The following is a 15584-nucleotide window of genomic DNA, read 5'->3' as shown; positions in this document are numbered from 1 at the left end:
GTGTTCACCAGGTCATGATCACCTTGGCGGCTGAGCCAGAGCGAAGCGCATCGAAGGCGGCGTCGTGATCATCGATCGAGAAACGGTGGGTGAACAGTGGGCCGAGGTCGAGGCCATCCTGCAGCAGTGCCGCTGCCTTGTACCAGGTCTCGAACACTCGTCGGCCGTACACACCGCGGAGCGTGAGGCCGCGGAAGATCACCTTCGTCCAGTCGATCCCGGCACCGCTCGGGAGAATGCCGAGTAGGGCGATTCGGCCGCCGTGGTGCATGGCGTCGACCATCGCGGCCAGACCGGCCGGCGCTCCGGACATCTCGAGCCCGACATCGAATCCCTCGGTCATGCCGAGCTCGGCCATCACGTCGGCCAGGGTCGTGGAGCGCGGGTCGACGGCCCGAGTCGCTCCCATTCGTCGGGCGAGTTCCAGTCGTTCCGGGTGGAGGTCAGTGACGACCACGTGTCGAGCACCGGCGCGCTGAGCGATCGGAATTGCCATGAGACCGATCGGACCGGCGCCGGTGATCAACACGTCTTCACCGACGAGGTCGAACGTGAGCGCGGTGTGCACAGCGTTGCCGAGCGGGTCGAGCACGGTCGCAGTGTCGTCGTCGATGTGATCAGGAATGACATACACGTTGGCGGCAGGGACGCAAAGGTACTCGGCGAATGCGCCGTCACGACCGACGCCGACACCGATGGTGTTGCGACACAGGTGACGTTGTCCGGCACGGCAGTTGCGGCAGTAGCCACATGTGAGGTGACCCTCGGCGCTGACTCGGGCGCCCTCGACGACGCCGGTGTGTTCCCGGTCGGTGACCTGGTCGCCGATCTGCACCACGTGTCCGAAGCATTCGTGACCGATGGTCAACGGCACCGGGATCGTGGCCGCTGCCCACTCGTCCCAGTCGTCGATGTGGAGGTCGGTCCCGCAGATCCCCATCTGGGCGACCTCGATCAGTACCTCGGTGGGGCCTGGCGTCGGGCGCTCGATCTCGCAGATCTCGAGGCCTGGCCCGGCGTGCACCTTCCGCAGGGCTCGCATGGTGGTCATCGGATCACGTCGAGTTCACGGCCGACAGCGACGAAGGCATCGATCGCCCGGTCCAATTGGTCGCGTGTATGGGTGGCGTTCATCTGGGTTCGGATCCGGGCAGTGCCCTGCGGGACGACCGGATACGAGAACGCGGTCACGTAGACGCCGAGTCCCAGCAGGCGATGTGCGAACTCGCCAGCGAGGGCGGCGTCACCGAGGAGGACCGGGATGATCGGGTGACCCGAGCCGAGCAACGTGAACCCGGCGCCCTCCATCCGAGAGCGGAAGTGCGCAGCATTGGCGACCAGGGCATCGCGGCGCGCAACGCCATCGCGCGCGAGCCTGATGCCTGCGGACGCGCCGGCGAGCAGCGGCGGGGCGAGCGCGTTGGAGAACAAGTAGGGCCGGGCTCGCTGGCGCAACAGGTCGACGATTCGCTGGTCGGCGGCGACGAATCCGCCCATGCCGCCACCCAGTGCCTTGCCGAGTGTGGAGGTCGTGATGTCGACCCGGTCGGTCACTCCATACAGCGCCGCGGTTCCGCGTCCGTCGGGGCCGATGAAGCCGGTGGCGTGGCAGTCGTCGAGCATCACCATGGCGTCGTGACGCTCGGCGATCTCACAGAGCCCGGCGACGTCGGCGGCGACGCCATCCATCGAGAACACGCCGTCGCTCACGATCAGCACGGTGCGCGCCCCGTCGGCGAGCGCCGCTCGCACTTGGCGATCACAGTCGGCGAGGTCGGCAGTATCGAAGCGATACCGGCGGGCTTTGCACAGACGAATGCCGTCGATGATCGAGGCATGGTTGAGCGAGTCCGAGACGATGGCATCGGACTCGTCGAGCAGCGGTTCGAAGACGCCACCGTTAGCGTCGAAGGCGGCAGCGAACAAGATCGAGTCGTCGTAGCCGAGCCAGTCGGCGATCTCGTGCTCGAGCGAGCGGTGCAGATCGCTGGTGCCGCAGATGAAGCGAACCGATGCCATCCCGAACCCGTGGCTCGCCATGGCTTCCGACGCCGCGGCAATCACCGCCGGGTCGTCGGCGAGACCGAGATAGTTGTTGGCGCACAGGTTGAGCACAGCGTCGCCGCCGGACACCTGGATCTGGCCGGCCTGCGGCGACGTGATGATCCGCTCGGCCTTCCAGAGCCCGGCCTTCCTGATCTCGTCGAGCGTGCCGTCCAACCGCTCGTAGAACGCCTCGCGACCCTGTGCCTCTGCCACGTTGCGAGACTACTCGGACGCTGGATGGCCGTCGGGCTCGGCCGCTCGTGGAGGCCCGTCAGTACGGCGCGGATCGTGGGGGTGACGTCGTCAGTCGCCGGTGATCGATGTGTCCGCCACGGTCGTTGCGTCGGCGAGGGGAACGAGGTCGGAGGCGGTCCTGGAGTCACTCGTCACGATCTCGAACACGACGCCGGGTTGCGGGGACCACACGAGAAACGTGAGCGGTCCATAGGAATCGGAGACGGTCGCGCCGGCCCACGCAGTTCCGACTGCGACATCGTACGGCGTGAGCGTCGAGCCGGTGCTGGCTGCGTAGAGCAACGGGTCGACCCAGTCCGTGACCTCGTTGATCGTCAAGGTTCCCGAGGTCTCGGCAAGCGTGGTGCGTGGCGAGGAATCGACACCGAGCTCGCGGTACGGAACGAACTGCTCATAGCCGTCGGGCAGTCCGGCGAACGCCGCCCGGTAGGGCTGCGCCGTGGTGTCGACTCGGGCCGACGCAAGCACGTCGCGCAGCAGACCGAGCTCGACGTTCCCCGAGGCCGCGATCGTCGGCGAGGTGTCGGTGGCGAGAACCGTGTACGACCCCCACGCCGCCTGTCGGTAGCGGGTGCCGTCGATCACGATGTCCTTGGCATCGTCGAGAAGCTGCCATCTGCCCTCGAACGCGGTGACCATGATCGGATTCACGAACGCTCCTGATCGGCGTTGGGCGATCGCCGTTGCGGTCCAGTAGCCGTTGCGCCAACCACCGGCACGCTGTGCCGTCACGAACGGCCCGAAGTCGACAGGAGGCGCCTCTAATGCGGGAACGATCGAGCCGGGAGCGGCACCGCCGCCGAGCTCGACGGCAGGGATCAGAATCGGCTCCGCCTCGGTTGCTGCAATCAGCGCTTTGCTTCGGCCTGTCTCGTCCGACCCCGACACAAGTGTCGACACCATTGCTGCGCCGAGTCCGAGAACGACGATCGCCGCCGCCGAAGCCCAGATCGTGCGGCGCCCCCGACGTACCGGCTGTGCATCCTGCGCCGACAGGAGTTCGACGTTCGAGACCGGGCGCGGCGCCTCCGCCTCGGTCACGAGCGTCGCTTGATCCGGCGCATCGGCCCAGTGGTCGAGGATTCGTTCCCAGATCGCATCCTTCTCCGCCTCGGTGAGCGGCGGGACCTGCGGGCGGGCCGACGCAAAGGTCTCGAGGTCATCCATCGTTCGCTCTCCTTGGTGCCATCTGCCTTCGTAGTTCGGCGCGGATCCGGTGCCGACGGGAGCGGACCGTGCCGGTTGGGATGCCGAGGACCGATGCCACCTCATCGTGGCTGAAACCCTCCCACGCGATCAGGACGACGAGGTCTCGATCGTCCGGGCGGAGCTGTGCGACAGCGAGCCACACTCGATCGACATCGGCTGTGGCGTCGAGGTGATCGACGACCTGTTGTGCTTCCTCGGCGAGCGCAGGCTGACGCATGGCGTGTCGCGCCGTGGCCTTCAGGCGGCGTTGCTCGGAGCGCCAGTGTCGTCGGATCAGATTGGTCGCAATGCCAAAGATCCACGCTCGCTCGGTCCCGCGAATCGGGTCGAAGCGGTCGAAACTCTCCAACGCAATACGAAACGTTTCGGCCACGATGTCACCCGCAACCTCGGTACCCAGGCGCCGAGCCACATAGCGATGAACGGCATCGACGTGCTCTCGGTAGAGCGAAGCGGCGGCGACGCGGGCCGGCGCCGAGTTGTCAGATGCCGTGCTGGCCCCGTCCATGACCAACTCTTGCCCGCTGTGGAGCCTCCGTTCAGAATTCTTCTCTCAGTCGAGTGCCTTCATGAACGACCAGAGCCCGCCTTCGTGGTCGCGGGCGCTGTACTCGCGGTAGCCGTAGGGCTGGTCGACCGGCGGGTACACGATCTCGGCGCCCCGCTCGCTGGCGAGCGCGTGGTGGGCATCGACGTCGTCGACCATGATCGCCATGGTGGCGGTGGCCGCGCCGAGCGTCCTGGGAGATGCCAGCTTGAACTCGCTGGTCTCGGGATGGAGCCAGACGACGCCGTCGCCAGCTTCGAGCGAGGCGTGGACCGGGTGGCCGTCGCCGTCGTGTTCGATCGTTCCTGGTCCGAGCCCGAAGACGTGTTGCAGGAACTCGAATCCGGCTTCGAGGTCCTGGTAGACGAGGATGGAAATGCGCTGGCGGACGGGGTTGTCGAATGCGGTCATGTCGTGGAGTACCTCGATGAATCGGTGACCGGTGTGGTCGGGGTGGTCGAGTTGGCTGAGAAGAACGCTGAGGTGGCTTCGCAGTCGCGCGCCTGCGGCGAGGCGAGCCTCGGTGGCAGCGAGGTGGGTCTGCAAGGTCGAGGCGAGATCCCATTCGGGATCGTTGAGCGCCGCCTTCACCTCGTCGAGCGACAGGCCGAGACGGCGGAGCATGGCGATCCGGTAGAGCGCAGCGAGGTCGTCGTCGGTGTAGATGCGATGTCCTGCCTCGGTACGTGAGGAAGCCGTGAGCAGGCCGATCTCGTCGTAGTGGTGCAGTGTTCGCACCGTCACGCCCGCAGCGGATGCGATTTCACCGATGCGATAGCCCTGGGGGTCGGTGTCCATAACGCCAACGTAGAACCTCACGTCGCGTCAGGAGCAAGTGTTTCGAGGCTCCGATGGATCTCCCGTGAGCTCGGGTGAGCTCAACGAACACGGAGACGCGTCAGGCCGGCTCCATGCGGCGCGGAAAGCGTATGGTGAAGGTGCAGCCCTCGCCGGGGGAGGTCACCAGGTCGATCGTGCCGTGGTGGGCCTCGATGATGGAGCGGGCGATCGCAAGACCGAGCCCCGAGTTGCCAGTCTTTCGTGACCGAGAATCGTCGCCACGAAAGAATCGGTCGAACACACGAGTGGCCCGATGCTCATCGAGACCAGCGCCCGTGTCGGCGACGACGACCTCGGGCCCGCTCGGTTGATCGCGCACCGACAGAACGATGGCGGCGCTGGAATCGGTGTGGGTGAGTGCGTTGTCGACGAGTGCGCCGATGACCTGTTGGAGACGGAACAGATCACCGATGGTCTCGACGGCGGTGGGCGGTGTCTCGACCACGATCGATCGTTGGGGTTGGACCGCTCGAGCGTCGCTGGCTGCATCCTCCACGAGCCGATTCAGGTCGACGCGGTCCTCCCGCAGCGGGCGCTGCTGGTCGAGGTTGGCGAGTAGGAGAAGGTCCTCGACGAGATCCTTCATGCGGGTGGTCTCGCGCGTCATACGGCGCAACATGTCCTCGACCTCGTCGGGATGTTGGAACCTCCCCTGGTCGTAGAGCTCGAGATATCCCTGGATCGATGTGAGAGGGGTTCGCAGTTCGTGTGACGCGTCGGCGACGAACTGGCGACGGCGTTCCTCGATGGCGTCCCGATCATCGAGCATCAGGTTGAAGGCGTGCGCCAGCTTCCCGGCCTCGGTGTGATGGTCGATCTTGTCGACGCGATGGGTTCGGTCGCCGCCGGAAATGGCTTCCGCCGCTCGGGTCACTCGGCGAATCGGATCGAGGCCGAGCCGTTCCACCCACCACACAGCAGCGGCGATCGTCGCCAGTACGAGCGCGCCCATCATGACGAGTACGAGTTGGAGCCTGCGAATGGCGCTATCGACCTCGTCGAGTGGGAGCGCGACGATGAGGAAGGCGCTGCTGTCGGGAAGATCGCTCACCGCAATGCGGAACCGGACGCCGTTTGCCGATCCGTCGACGGTGGACGGGTTGGCCGTCAGCGCCGTGAGCTCGTCCGAATCAGTGGTGACGAGGGGAACATCGTCGATGAGCTGCCCTTGCAGCAAGGGCAACAGCTGCTCCTGATCGACGATGCCGACGAAAAGCCGAGAGATCGGTGCCTCCGGGGCGACGGGTGCCGCCGAGATCGCCGGATCGAGCATGCCGACAGGTCGGTTCGGAACGCGAGCGAACGGTCGTGCCGCCGTGAGTTGCTCGTCCACCTGCGAAATCAGGAAGGCCCGCTGGCTTCGGACCAGGACGAGTCCGCCGACGATCACGAGCGCAAGGACAGTGACCATCGCTGCGATCAGGCGGACGCGCAGACTCACTGCAGTGCCCGCCGTTCGGTACCGCTACCGGCGAGGACGGTCTGAGGGCTCACGGCTCGACTCGGAGGCAGAAGCCGATGCCACGGATGGTGTGGATGAGTCGCGGTTCCACCTGGTCGATCTTGCGCCGTAGATAGCTGATGTAGGTGTCGACCACCGCAGAGTCGCCGTCGAAGTCGTAGGCCCACACGTGGTCGAGGATCTGATCACGGGACAGCACACGCCCGGTGTTCACGAGTAGGTAGTGGAGCAGCTTGTACTCGGTCGGCGAGAGCTGTACGGGTTCGCCCGCTCTGGTGACTCGATGGGCGTCGTCGTCCATCGTGAGGTCGGCGCATCGCAGTTCCCGTCCCCCGTCACCCACGCCGGGCTTGGGGAGGCGCAGCTTCACTCGGGCGACGAGCTCGGCCACGGCGAACGGTTTGGTCACGTAGTCGGCACCGCCCGTGGTGAGTCCCCGCACCCGGTCTTCGGTGCCATCCCGGGCGGTGAGGAACACCACGGGGGCCGACGATCCACGGTCGCGAATCCGCTGGAGCAAGGTGAAGCCGTCGACATCCGGGAGCATGACGTCCAACACGATGACGACCGGATGCAGCGCCGTCACCAGGTTCAGCGCCTCGGAGCCGGTCTCTGCCGTGGTCACGTCGAAGCCGGCCATGTCGAGCGCCGACTCCACGATGAAGCGAATGTTCTCCTCATCGTCGACGACGAGCACACGAGGTCCCGGCTCCGTGCTCATTGTCGACGCATCGATTCTGCGATCGAGTTGGCCTCCTGCTCGACGGTCGCAGCGTCGACCAATGCTGTTGCCTGCTCGGTCAGTACCGATGCTCGATCGGCCAGGAGTTGTTCGGCGGTGCCCGATTCGAACAACGACGCCTCGAGGTCGTCGAGCTGCTGCTGGTAGAGCGCCTCGAATTCGTCGTTGGCATGGAACCGTTCGACGAGCGTGTTCGATCGTCCGAACCCTCCGGCGCCACCACGGCCCTGCTCGAAGCCTTCGGGCGGGGCGAACCCCTCAGGTAGGTCGCCATCTTCGGGAGGCTCGAAGCCTTCCGGAATCTCACCATTGGCAGGTGCGCCATCGGGGGCTCCCCCCGGAGGAAACCCGCCCCCGCCGAAGCCGCCGCCTCCACCGAGTCCGCCGAATGCGAGGTTCATGTCCCAGGGCACGACCGTGAACTGCTCCGACGATGCGTCCCACCACAGATACGAGTTGTTGCCCGGTCCGTCGATGTCGTCGAAGTTCTGCACGAGCTCCATCATGGCCAAGTAGGTCGCAAACGACTCGATGTCGAGACGATCGGCCAGCTCGTCCGCAAAGGTGGCGTCGTCGGATTCGTTGATGAACTGGAGGAAGTCGATGAGCGGCGTGAGATCGGCCACCTTCTTGCCGCCCTCCTGATCGAAGACGTCGTTGTACGAGTCAGGGTCGTCACCCCGGTAGGACCAATCTCCGGTGCTCTCGGCTTTGTAGAGAGCACCCGAGTCGGCGAAGCTCGAGTCCTGCCAAGCATCGTCGGAGGGGTGCTCGATCATCAGACGCAGCGCTGCGTCACCTCCGTTGACCGAGAAGGCGACATGGGCAGCCTCTTGCGAGGCCAATCCTGCCTCGCGCAAGAGATCCAGCGCGACGGCCTCGTTGAGCGAGGTCTGCGAGTTGTTCGAGCGGACCACGATGTCCACGTAGCCCTGGTGTTGCTGGCCCTCAACGAACTGATCGAGGCGAATCAGCCACGGCAGGCCTTCAGGGTCGTCTGCCGACACTCCGCCGCCGACTCCACCACCGCCGAACCCTCCGGGTCGGCCGCCGGCGCCTCCCGCGCCGTCGGGAAGTTCCGGCCTATCGGCAGCGTCGCCGCCAGCGAGGCCTCCTCCTGGTCCTCCACCGAAGCCGCCGGACAGGCCGGCGAGCGACGAGTTGCCCTTCAGGCGAGCGCCGGCCCGCTCGTAGGTGACGCCGTCGATGGTGACCGTCACCTCGATCCACTCCTTCTCGCCTGTGTCGGCGAGCGTGGCGATCATTGCGTCGTAGTCCTCCTGCACGTAGCTGAGCTCGAGGTCATGGACCACCGACGCGTCGAACAACGCCGTTCCATCGGCGGAGACCGTCTCCGATTCGGACGTCGACGCAGCGTTGGCTGCCTCGGCGCTGGATTCCTCGGCGGCCGGGTCATCGCTGCCGCCACAGGCGGAGACGAGGAGTGCGGCGACGCCAACGGCGCAGAGTGTTGTTCTGATCGACATGAAGACCTCCTGACCGACCATCGAACCGACACACTCTGGCCATTGTCTTCATGGTGTCTGTGAACTTTCTGTGAGCGGACGTCAGAAGATTCCATGTGTGCTCACAGGGATCTCACAAGGTGCCCCGTTAAACGTTTCGTCACCGTTCGTTCACCTTCGGAGAAGGGCCGCATGAAAACCACGCTTCCGTTCGTACTCGACCTGGTGGCAGTGTCCATCCTGACCTTCGGGCTGTACTTGCCTCGCCACCGCCGACGTGATCTCGTCGTGTCGTATCTCGGCGTCAACATCGGGGTGCTGGCGGTTGCCGAGGCCTTCACCTCGACCGATGTGACCGCCGGACTGGGGCTGGGACTCTTCGGCGTGCTGTCGATCATCCGGCTGCGATCCTCCGAGCTCGATCAGCCCGAGGTCGCCTACTACTTCGTGTCGCTGGCGCTCGGGGTGCTTGGAGGCGTCCCGATTTCGCCCATGTGGTTGGCCCCTGCACTGATGGCCGCGTTGCTCGCCGTCCTGTACATCGGCGACCATGGCCGGCTCCTTGGTCGCTACCGGTCACAGCGCATGAACCTCGATCGTGCCTTCACCGACGAGAACCAGCTGATTGCGCACCTCGAGCGTTTGCTCTCGGCGAAGGTGCACCGCATCACGGTTCGCCGCGTCGACCTGGTCAACGACACCACCGACGTCGATGTCCGCTTCGAGATTGCTGGCGGGCCCTCGCCGATCGCGCCCTCGGCGGGGTCGCAGGCAGTGGAGCTCGAAGCATGACGCTCCCGGACACGGGGATCGATCTCGACGGGCTCCTCGCACATCTTGACGGTGTCGGGTTGGAGGAACTCGTCGCGACCGCCGAGCTGCAGACCCGCAAGGACCGAAAGTACGTGGTGCCCGTCACGGTGCTACCGCAACTCGTCGATGCGATCGCCGACGAAGGCAGGGTGCTGACGATCGGCGACCGCACGAGGTTCCGCTACCGCTCGGTGTACTTCGATACCCCACGGCTCGACTCGTATCTCGACGCCGCACGGCGCCGGCCATCGCGGTTCAAGGTGCGAACCCGCCTCTACCTCGACAGCGACCTGTGCATGCTGGAGGTGAAGACCAGAGACCGGCGCGGCAGGACCGTGAAGCACCGCGAGGCCTGCGATCCGGCCGAGGAGGGCGGACTGTCGGCGTTCGGGCGAGCGGTTGTCGGATCGATCGATGCGACCCGGCCCTTCACCAGCGAACTCGTGCCCACGCTGACGACGAACTATCACCGAACCACGCTGTTGGTCGGTTCCGGCGAGGCGGCGCGCGCCACGATCGACACCTCGTTGTACTGGCAAGTGGACTCGAGCGACCTGGGACTCGGACCGTTTGCTCTGATCGAAACCAAGACGACCGGGAAGCCGTGCGCCGTCGATCGGCTGCTGTGGCAGACGGGCCACCGTACGACCACCATCAGCAAGTACTGCACGGGACTTGCACTGGCCCGACCTGAGCTCCCGGCCAACAAGTGGAATCGAGTTCTACGCCATCAGTTGGGCTGGGTGCCCGCTCACGGTCGGTGACGTTCGGCTCTATCTCACACCGGCTCAGCGAATGACGATGAGTCGGTCGAGCGAGGTGGTGAGATGACGACGAGCCTGACGACGCGCACGGACGACTCGACTGGTCGTGCCGTTCGGCGTTGGGGGCCGCTCGGAGCGGCGGCGCTCGTGTGGTGGGCGTTGTACCACTGGAACCAGCCGTTCTGGGACTGGCTGATCTACGACACCGCAGGTCTGGACCGGACGTCGCACTGGGGTCAGGCGGTCCACTTCTTCTTCTACGACGTCACCAAGATCGCACTGCTGCTCTCCGGGGTGATCTTCGTGGTGACGGTGCTGCGCAGCTTCATGTCGGTCGAACGCACTCGAGCCTTGCTGGGCGGGAGGCGCGAAGGCGTCGGCAACGTCGCCGCGGCCGGGTTGGGGGTGGTGACGCCGTTCTGCTCGTGCTCGGCCGTCCCGGTGTTCATGGGGTTCGTCGCCGCCGGCGTCCCTCTCGGTGTGACCCTGTCGTTCCTGATCGCGTCGCCGATGGTGAACGAAGTGGCGATCGTGCTGTTGTTCGGGCTGTTCGGCTGGAAGATCACCGCCCTCTACATCGCATCAGGTCTGCTGATCGCCGTGCTCGCCGGCACCATGCTCGGTCGGCTCGGGTTGGAACGGTGGGTGGAACCGTTCGTGTTCGAGACCAAGCTCCGTGGCAAACAGATCGACCCGTCAAAGGGATTGTCGTGGGACGACCGCCTGGCGATGGGTCGCGAAGAGGTGCGCACCATTCTTCGCAAGATCTGGCCCTATCTGCTCGTCGGCATCGCGCTCGGCGGAGCGATCCACGGGTGGGCACCCGAAGCGTGGTTCGCCGATCACGCGGCTGGTCCGCTGGGGGTGCCGATCGCCGTCGGACTCGGCGTCCCGCTGTACTCCAACGCTGCCGGCGTGCTGCCCCTCGTCGAGGTCCTCCACGACAAGGGCATGCCGATGGGCACCCTGCTGGCGTTCATGATGAGCGTGGTCGCCCTCTCGCTTCCTGAGCTGATCCTGCTGCGGCGGGTGCTCAAACCCAAGCTGATCGTCACGTACGTCGGCGTCGTCGCCGTCGGGATCCTGGCGACCGGTCTCACCTTCAATCTCGTGCTCTGAAATGGGCATGCTCGAAAGGCACACCGTGATGGACATCAAGATCCTCGGCACCGGCTGTGTGAACTGCAACAACCTCGAAGCCAACACGCGCACAGCGCTCGCCGACCTCGGCCTCGACCTCGAGATCGACAAGGTGACCGACCCCGGCGAGATCGTCGGCTGGGGCGTGATGTCGACCCCGGCACTGGTGATCGACGACGAAGTCGTCGTGTCGGGCCGGGTTCCTCCGGCTGATCAGATCAAAGCGCTGCTGGCGAGCCGCTGACCGCCGTCTGGTCCTGATGGGAGGCGAGGTCGGCGCTGCTCGTGAGCCGAAAGGTGAGGAGCCACGTGGTGACCACGAAACCGGTCGAGCCCCAGAGCGCAGCGTCGAGTCCACCCCACAGGTAGAGCACGCCGGACAGGAGGGTGCCTACGAGGCGCCCCGTGGCGTTGGCCGAGTAGTAGAAGCCGACGTCGAGGCTGACGTCGTCGCCCTGGCTGTAGGCCAGGATCAGGTACGAGTGCAGCGACGAGTTCACTGCGAACACGGCGCCGAACACGATCAGTCCGCCGACGATCGCCACCGTGGTGGCGATGTCGAGCGCGACGAGGATGGCGATCACCGCCGAGACGGCGGCAAGCAGGAGCGCCCAGGTGCGAGCAGCAGCGATCTCGGCGTCGAGATCACCCTTGGTCGAGCGCAACAGTCGGGGGGCGATCGACTGAATCATGCCGTAGCCGATGACCCAGGCGGCGAGGAACCCGCCGATGCCCTCGTACGACCAGCCGAGCACTTCGTCGAGGAACACCGGCAGCGCCACGACGAACCAGATGTCGCGAGACCCGAACAGGAAGAACCGTGCGGCGGAGAGTCGGTTGATGGCGGTGGACTTGGACAGGATCGATCGCAGCGCCGGCTTCTTCTTGGCCTTGCCGATGTCCTCGTTCAACAACACCCCGACCGATACCAGCGCGACGGCGATGAGACCGGCCATCGCCCAGAGCGCGGCGTCGTAGCCCAACCACGACAGCAGGGCGGCGCCGAGGAAGAACCCAACGCCCTTCAATGCATTCTTCGATCCGGTGAGGATGGCGACCATCCGGAACAGGGCGCCGTCGCCGGCGACGAACTTCACGGCACTCTTCGAGCTCATCTTCGTCAGGTCCTTGGCCACACCCGACAGCGCCTGGAAGCCCATCACGTACCCAACCGACGCAAGCTCGGGCCATGACGCATCGTGGAACGTGAGCGCGGCGAGGGCGACGATCTGGAGCCCGAGTCCGACGAGCAGGGTGCGATTGAGACCTGAGCGGGCACCGACCCATCCGCCGAGGAGATTGGTGACGATCCCCATGAACTCGTAGAGCAGGAACAGAAACGCGATCGAGACCGGCGAGTAGCCGAGGTCGTGGAAGTGCAGCAGGACCAGCATGCGCAGGGCGCCGTCGGTCAGTGTGAACGCCCAGTAGCCGGCGGTGACGAGAACGTAGTTGCGCAGTTGCACGGCTCAGGCCCCGAGGTCGCGAGCGATCCTGGCGGCGAGGTCGGCCATGCGGAACGCGTAGCCGTATTCGTTGTCGTACCACGCCAGTACCTTCACCAGCCGGCCGTCGGTGACCATCGTGGAGGGGGCGTCGACGATGCCGGAGCGAGTGTCGTTCACGTAGTCGGCCGAGACGAGTGGCCGGGTCTCGTACCCGAGGATCCCTGCGAGGTCGCCGTCGGCCGCGGTGCGGAACAGCTCGTTGACCTCGTCGACGGTGGTGTCTCGGGCAACGGTGAATACGGCATCGGTGAGCGAGGCGTTGAGTAGCGGCACTCGGACGGCGATGCCGTCGAGTTTGCCGGTGAGTTCGGGGTAGATGAGCGTGATCGCCGTTGCCGAACCGGTCGAGGTGGGAATGAGCGAGTTCAGCGCCGAGCGGGCCCGGCGCAGGTCCTTGTGTGGGGCGTCGACGATGACCTGGGTGTTGGTGACGTCGTGGATGGTAGTGATCACACCCCGCTCGATCCCGATCCCCTCGTGGACCACCTTCACCACCGGAGCGAGACAGTTGGTGGTGCACGATGCGGCGGTGACGATGTGATCCGACGCCGGGTCGTAGAGGTGGTCGTTGCAGCCCATCACGACGTTGAGCACACCGTCGCTCTTCACCGGCGCCGCCACGATCACCTTGCGTACCCCGCCGTCGAGGTAGGGCTGGAGGAGTTCGGTGGTACGGAACTTGCCCGAGGCTTCGAGCACGATGTCGACCCCGTGGTCAGCCCAGGGCACCGCGCCAGGCGTGTCGAACGAGCTGTGCGTGATCGTGCGGCCGTCGAGGGTGATGGTGTCGCCGTCGGTCGCGATGTCGGCGTCGAGTCGGCCATGGACGGTGTCGAACTCCAACAGGTGCGCCGAGGTGGTGGCGTCGGCCTTTGGTTCGTTGATGTGCGCCAGCTCCAGCTCAGGATGCTGGCGCAACCCTCGAACGACGAGGCGTCCGATGCGGCCGAAGCCGTTGATACCGATGCGGACGGTCATCGCACACCTCCGCCCAGAGTGGCGATGCGAGCGTCGAGGTCGGCGATCACCTCGTCGAAGGCGGCATCGTTGCCGGTCTCGACCGGATCGGGGAGCGACCAGTGCCACCATCCGGGTTCGGGCTCGAGTTCTTCGTGGGCTCGATCGCACACCGTCACGACCAGCCCGGCCTTCACCGGCTCCTTGAGCTTGCGTGGCCGACTTGTGGAGAGGTCGAGTCCGGCTCGCTTGGCGGCTGCGACCGCACCAGGATGCACCTGCGCCGCTGGTTCCGTGCCGGCCGACGACGCTCGACCACCGGTCCGGTCCCGCCACAGCGCTGCGGCGAGCTGTGAGCGGGCCGAGTTGTGCGAACACACGAACATCACGGTCCCCCGGGGGCGATTGGTCGCCAGTTCCAGATCGGCGAGTGGTCCTCGAACGAGGCGAACATACCGGCGGCGACGGTCTCCGGCGGAGACGAACCGTTCGATGAGCCCGACCTCTTCGAGGACGTCGAGATGGTGCGCCAGCAGATTGGTCGGCAGGTCCAGCCGGAGACCCAACTCCGACGGCGATCGATCCGACACCGCCAGTTCTTCCACGATGCCGAGTCGGTGCTCTTCGCCGAGTGCGGCATGGAGGCGGGCGCGTTCGCTTCGGTTGAGGTTCACTCTCGGGACGGTATCCGCTCCCTGGCTATTGAGTCAACATTGATTGAGTTAACAACGGGTGGCCGGTGCGAGAATGCTGCACAACGCTGCGAGCTGGTTCTGGCGTAGCGAGAACCATGCCCATTTGCCCCGCTGCTCTCGGTCGAGCACGCCGGCCTTCACGAGGATCCCAAGGTGGTGGCTCACGGTTGGCTGGCTTCGATCGACCAGATCGGGAAAGTCGCAGGCGCACACTTCGCCGTTCGCTGCGGACGCCACGATCGACACCAGGCGGAGGCGAACCGGGTCGGCCAACGCCTTGAACACGATCGCCAGCTGTTTCGCCGTGTCGTCATCGAGTGCGGCATCGGACAATGGAGCGCAGCATGCCTCGAGTGACGTCATCGAGATTTCCATGGGAAACATATTGACATATGTCGATGCGAATGGCAACGTATCGATCATCATCGAAACGGCAGGGCCGGTGCTCGGCCTGAACGAAAGGGATCCGACCCATGCGTCTCCAGCTCGCCCTCAACGTCGACAACCTCGACGACGCCATCGACTTCTACTCGAAGATGTTTGCCGCCGAGCCCGCCAAGATTCGACCCGGCTACGCCAACTTCGCCATCGAGAACCCGCCACTCAAGCTGGTGCTCTTCGAGGGGGCGGGCGACAACGGCAGTATCAACCACCTGGGCGTCGAGACCGAAACGTCGGACGAGGTCTTGGCGGCCGAAGCCCGACTCTCGGATTCCGGCCTCGAGACCACTGGCGTCGACGAGACGGTCTGCTGCTATGCCGAGAAGACCGAGACCTGGGTGTACGCCCCCGACGGCAACAAGTGGGAGTGGTACGTCAAGCGGGCCGACGCCGAACAACTCCAGAACGTCGTCGCCGGCGCCAACGCCGGCGTTCAATGCTGTGCTCCGGCGCCCGCCGTCGACCAGGATGCCGAAGCTGGCGCAGGGGCGTCGTGTTGCTGACGAGGTGATGCTGGTTCTCATCGAACCTCAGCGGCCCGTCGGTGGTGCGGGCGTCGCAGGGTCGATGTGTCTCGGGTGAAGGCCCCTCGCGGGTTGATAAGGATGCCTAACATCTGATAGTTGTAGAGCTTATCTACTGTACCGGGTTGCCCGTGAGTGTGCTGCTGTTCAACACGATGGCACCCAAGCCGACCCC

General features: G+C 65.5%; 17 protein-coding genes. 5 read left to right on the top strand and 12 right to left on the bottom strand.

The window, feature by feature from the left end:
- Positions 1–4 precede the first annotated feature (4 nt).
- The 8 genes from tdh to R2733_06700 all read right to left on the bottom strand — a co-directional run bounded on the left by tdh (position 5) and on the right by R2733_06700 (position 8588).
- Positions 5–1051 (bottom strand): L-threonine 3-dehydrogenase, encoded by a 1047-nt coding sequence (gene tdh / locus R2733_06735; protein MEZ5376197.1) that lies wholly within the window; start codon positions 1049–1051, stop codon positions 5–7.
- Complete coding sequence (locus R2733_06730) at positions 1048–2259, bottom strand: glycine C-acetyltransferase (GenBank protein MEZ5376196.1); 1212 nt, start codon at positions 2257–2259, stop codon at positions 1048–1050. Before R2733_06730 ends, tdh begins: the two co-directional genes overlap by 4 nt.
- Positions 2260–2349: 90 nt before the next feature.
- Positions 2350–3468 (bottom strand): hypothetical protein, encoded by a 1119-nt coding sequence (locus R2733_06725; GenBank protein MEZ5376195.1) that lies wholly within the window; start codon positions 3466–3468, stop codon positions 2350–2352.
- On the bottom strand, positions 3461–4018 hold the full coding sequence (locus R2733_06720) for a sigma-70 family RNA polymerase sigma factor (protein MEZ5376194.1): 558 nt from the start codon (positions 4016–4018) through the stop codon (positions 3461–3463). Before R2733_06720 ends, R2733_06725 begins: the two co-directional genes overlap by 8 nt.
- Positions 4019–4063: 45 nt before the next feature.
- Positions 4064–4855, bottom strand: a complete 792-nt coding sequence (locus tag R2733_06715; GenBank protein ID MEZ5376193.1) for a MerR family transcriptional regulator — start codon at positions 4853–4855, stop codon at positions 4064–4066.
- A 100-nt stretch (positions 4856–4955) separates the two neighbouring features.
- A complete protein-coding gene (locus R2733_06710) occupies positions 4956–6338 on the bottom strand; it encodes a HAMP domain-containing sensor histidine kinase (protein ID MEZ5376192.1) in 1383 nt (460 codons plus the stop codon).
- 49 nt (positions 6339–6387) lie between these two features.
- Positions 6388–7080: a response regulator transcription factor gene (locus tag R2733_06705; GenBank protein ID MEZ5376191.1), complete on the bottom strand. Its 693-nt coding sequence runs from the start codon at positions 7078–7080 to the stop codon at positions 6388–6390.
- Positions 7077–8588 carry a CotH kinase family protein gene (locus R2733_06700; protein ID MEZ5376190.1) on the bottom strand — a complete coding sequence of 504 codons (1512 nt, stop codon included), beginning with the start codon at positions 8586–8588 and terminating at the stop codon, positions 7077–7079. Before R2733_06700 ends, R2733_06705 begins: the two co-directional genes overlap by 4 nt.
- 171 nt (positions 8589–8759) lie before the next feature.
- On the opposite strand from R2733_06700, the gene R2733_06695 reads away from it, so the two are divergent.
- The 4 genes from R2733_06695 (at position 8760) to R2733_06680 (ending at position 11528) form a co-directional block, all read left to right on the top strand.
- The gene (locus R2733_06695) at positions 8760–9359 is read left to right on the top strand and encodes a DUF4956 domain-containing protein (protein MEZ5376189.1); all 600 of its coding nucleotides are present in this window, start codon (positions 8760–8762) and stop codon (positions 9357–9359) included.
- On the top strand, positions 9356–10144 hold the full coding sequence (locus R2733_06690) for a polyphosphate polymerase domain-containing protein (GenBank protein ID MEZ5376188.1): 789 nt from the start codon (positions 9356–9358) through the stop codon (positions 10142–10144). Before R2733_06695 ends, R2733_06690 begins: the two co-directional genes overlap by 4 nt.
- Before the next feature lie 63 nt (positions 10145–10207).
- Positions 10208–11263, top strand: a complete 1056-nt coding sequence (locus R2733_06685; protein ID MEZ5376187.1) for a permease — start codon at positions 10208–10210, stop codon at positions 11261–11263.
- 28 nt (positions 11264–11291) lie between these two features.
- Positions 11292–11528 carry a thioredoxin family protein gene (locus R2733_06680; protein MEZ5376186.1) on the top strand — a complete coding sequence of 79 codons (237 nt, stop codon included), beginning with the start codon at positions 11292–11294 and terminating at the stop codon, positions 11526–11528.
- Here the strand turns inward: R2733_06680 and arsJ are convergent.
- From arsJ to R2733_06660, 4 genes are read right to left on the bottom strand one after another with little or no spacing between them, the layout of a single operon-like run.
- Positions 11503–12750 (bottom strand): organoarsenical effux MFS transporter ArsJ, encoded by a 1248-nt coding sequence (arsJ, locus tag R2733_06675; protein MEZ5376185.1) that lies wholly within the window; start codon positions 12748–12750, stop codon positions 11503–11505. The two genes, R2733_06680 and arsJ, sit on opposite strands and share 26 nt — an antisense overlap.
- A 3-nt stretch (positions 12751–12753) precedes the next feature.
- Positions 12754–13770 carry an ArsJ-associated glyceraldehyde-3-phosphate dehydrogenase gene (locus R2733_06670; protein MEZ5376184.1) on the bottom strand — a complete coding sequence of 339 codons (1017 nt, stop codon included), beginning with the start codon at positions 13768–13770 and terminating at the stop codon, positions 12754–12756.
- Positions 13767–14423, bottom strand: a complete 657-nt coding sequence (locus R2733_06665) for a helix-turn-helix domain-containing protein (protein MEZ5376183.1) — start codon at positions 14421–14423, stop codon at positions 13767–13769. Before R2733_06665 ends, R2733_06670 begins: the two co-directional genes overlap by 4 nt.
- A gap of 48 nt (positions 14424–14471) precedes the next feature.
- Positions 14472–14807 (bottom strand): metalloregulator ArsR/SmtB family transcription factor, encoded by a 336-nt coding sequence (locus R2733_06660; protein ID MEZ5376182.1) that lies wholly within the window; start codon positions 14805–14807, stop codon positions 14472–14474.
- Between the two features lie 110 nt (positions 14808–14917).
- On the opposite strand from R2733_06660, the gene R2733_06655 reads away from it, so the two are divergent.
- A complete protein-coding gene (locus R2733_06655; protein MEZ5376181.1) occupies positions 14918–15388 on the top strand; it encodes an ArsI/CadI family heavy metal resistance metalloenzyme in 471 nt (156 codons plus the stop codon).
- Positions 15389–15584 lie beyond the last annotated feature (196 nt).

The organism is Acidimicrobiales bacterium (assembly GCA_041394265.1).
GTDB lineage: Bacteria > Actinomycetota > Acidimicrobiia > Acidimicrobiales > SZUA-35 > JBBQUN01.
This window is presented reverse-complemented; position numbering and strand designations above follow the sequence as displayed.

Coding starts and splice junctions, on each gene's coding strand:
- R2733_06720 (MEZ5376194.1), bottom strand. CDS start 4,018: ATGGACGGGGCCAGCACGGCATCTGACAACTCGGCGCCGGCCCGCGTC.
- R2733_06700 (MEZ5376190.1), bottom strand. CDS start 8,588: ATGTCGATCAGAACAACACTCTGCGCCGTTGGCGTCGCCGCACTCCTC.
- R2733_06685 (MEZ5376187.1), top strand. CDS start 10,208: ATGACGACGAGCCTGACGACGCGCACGGACGACTCGACTGGTCGTGCC.
- R2733_06670 (MEZ5376184.1), bottom strand. CDS start 13,770: ATGACCGTCCGCATCGGTATCAACGGCTTCGGCCGCATCGGACGCCTC.
- R2733_06660 (MEZ5376182.1), bottom strand. CDS start 14,807: ATGACGTCACTCGAGGCATGCTGCGCTCCATTGTCCGATGCCGCACTC.
- tdh (MEZ5376197.1), bottom strand. CDS start 1,051: ATGACCACCATGCGAGCCCTGCGGAAGGTGCACGCCGGGCCAGGCCTC.
- R2733_06680 (MEZ5376186.1), top strand. CDS start 11,292: ATGGACATCAAGATCCTCGGCACCGGCTGTGTGAACTGCAACAACCTC.
- R2733_06715 (MEZ5376193.1), bottom strand. CDS start 4,855: ATGGACACCGACCCCCAGGGCTATCGCATCGGTGAAATCGCATCCGCT.
- R2733_06725 (MEZ5376195.1), bottom strand. CDS start 3,468: ATGGATGACCTCGAGACCTTTGCGTCGGCCCGCCCGCAGGTCCCGCCG.
- R2733_06695 (MEZ5376189.1), top strand. CDS start 8,760: ATGAAAACCACGCTTCCGTTCGTACTCGACCTGGTGGCAGTGTCCATC.
- R2733_06690 (MEZ5376188.1), top strand. CDS start 9,356: ATGACGCTCCCGGACACGGGGATCGATCTCGACGGGCTCCTCGCACAT.
- R2733_06705 (MEZ5376191.1), bottom strand. CDS start 7,080: ATGAGCACGGAGCCGGGACCTCGTGTGCTCGTCGTCGACGATGAGGAG.
- R2733_06655 (MEZ5376181.1), top strand. CDS start 14,918: ATGCGTCTCCAGCTCGCCCTCAACGTCGACAACCTCGACGACGCCATC.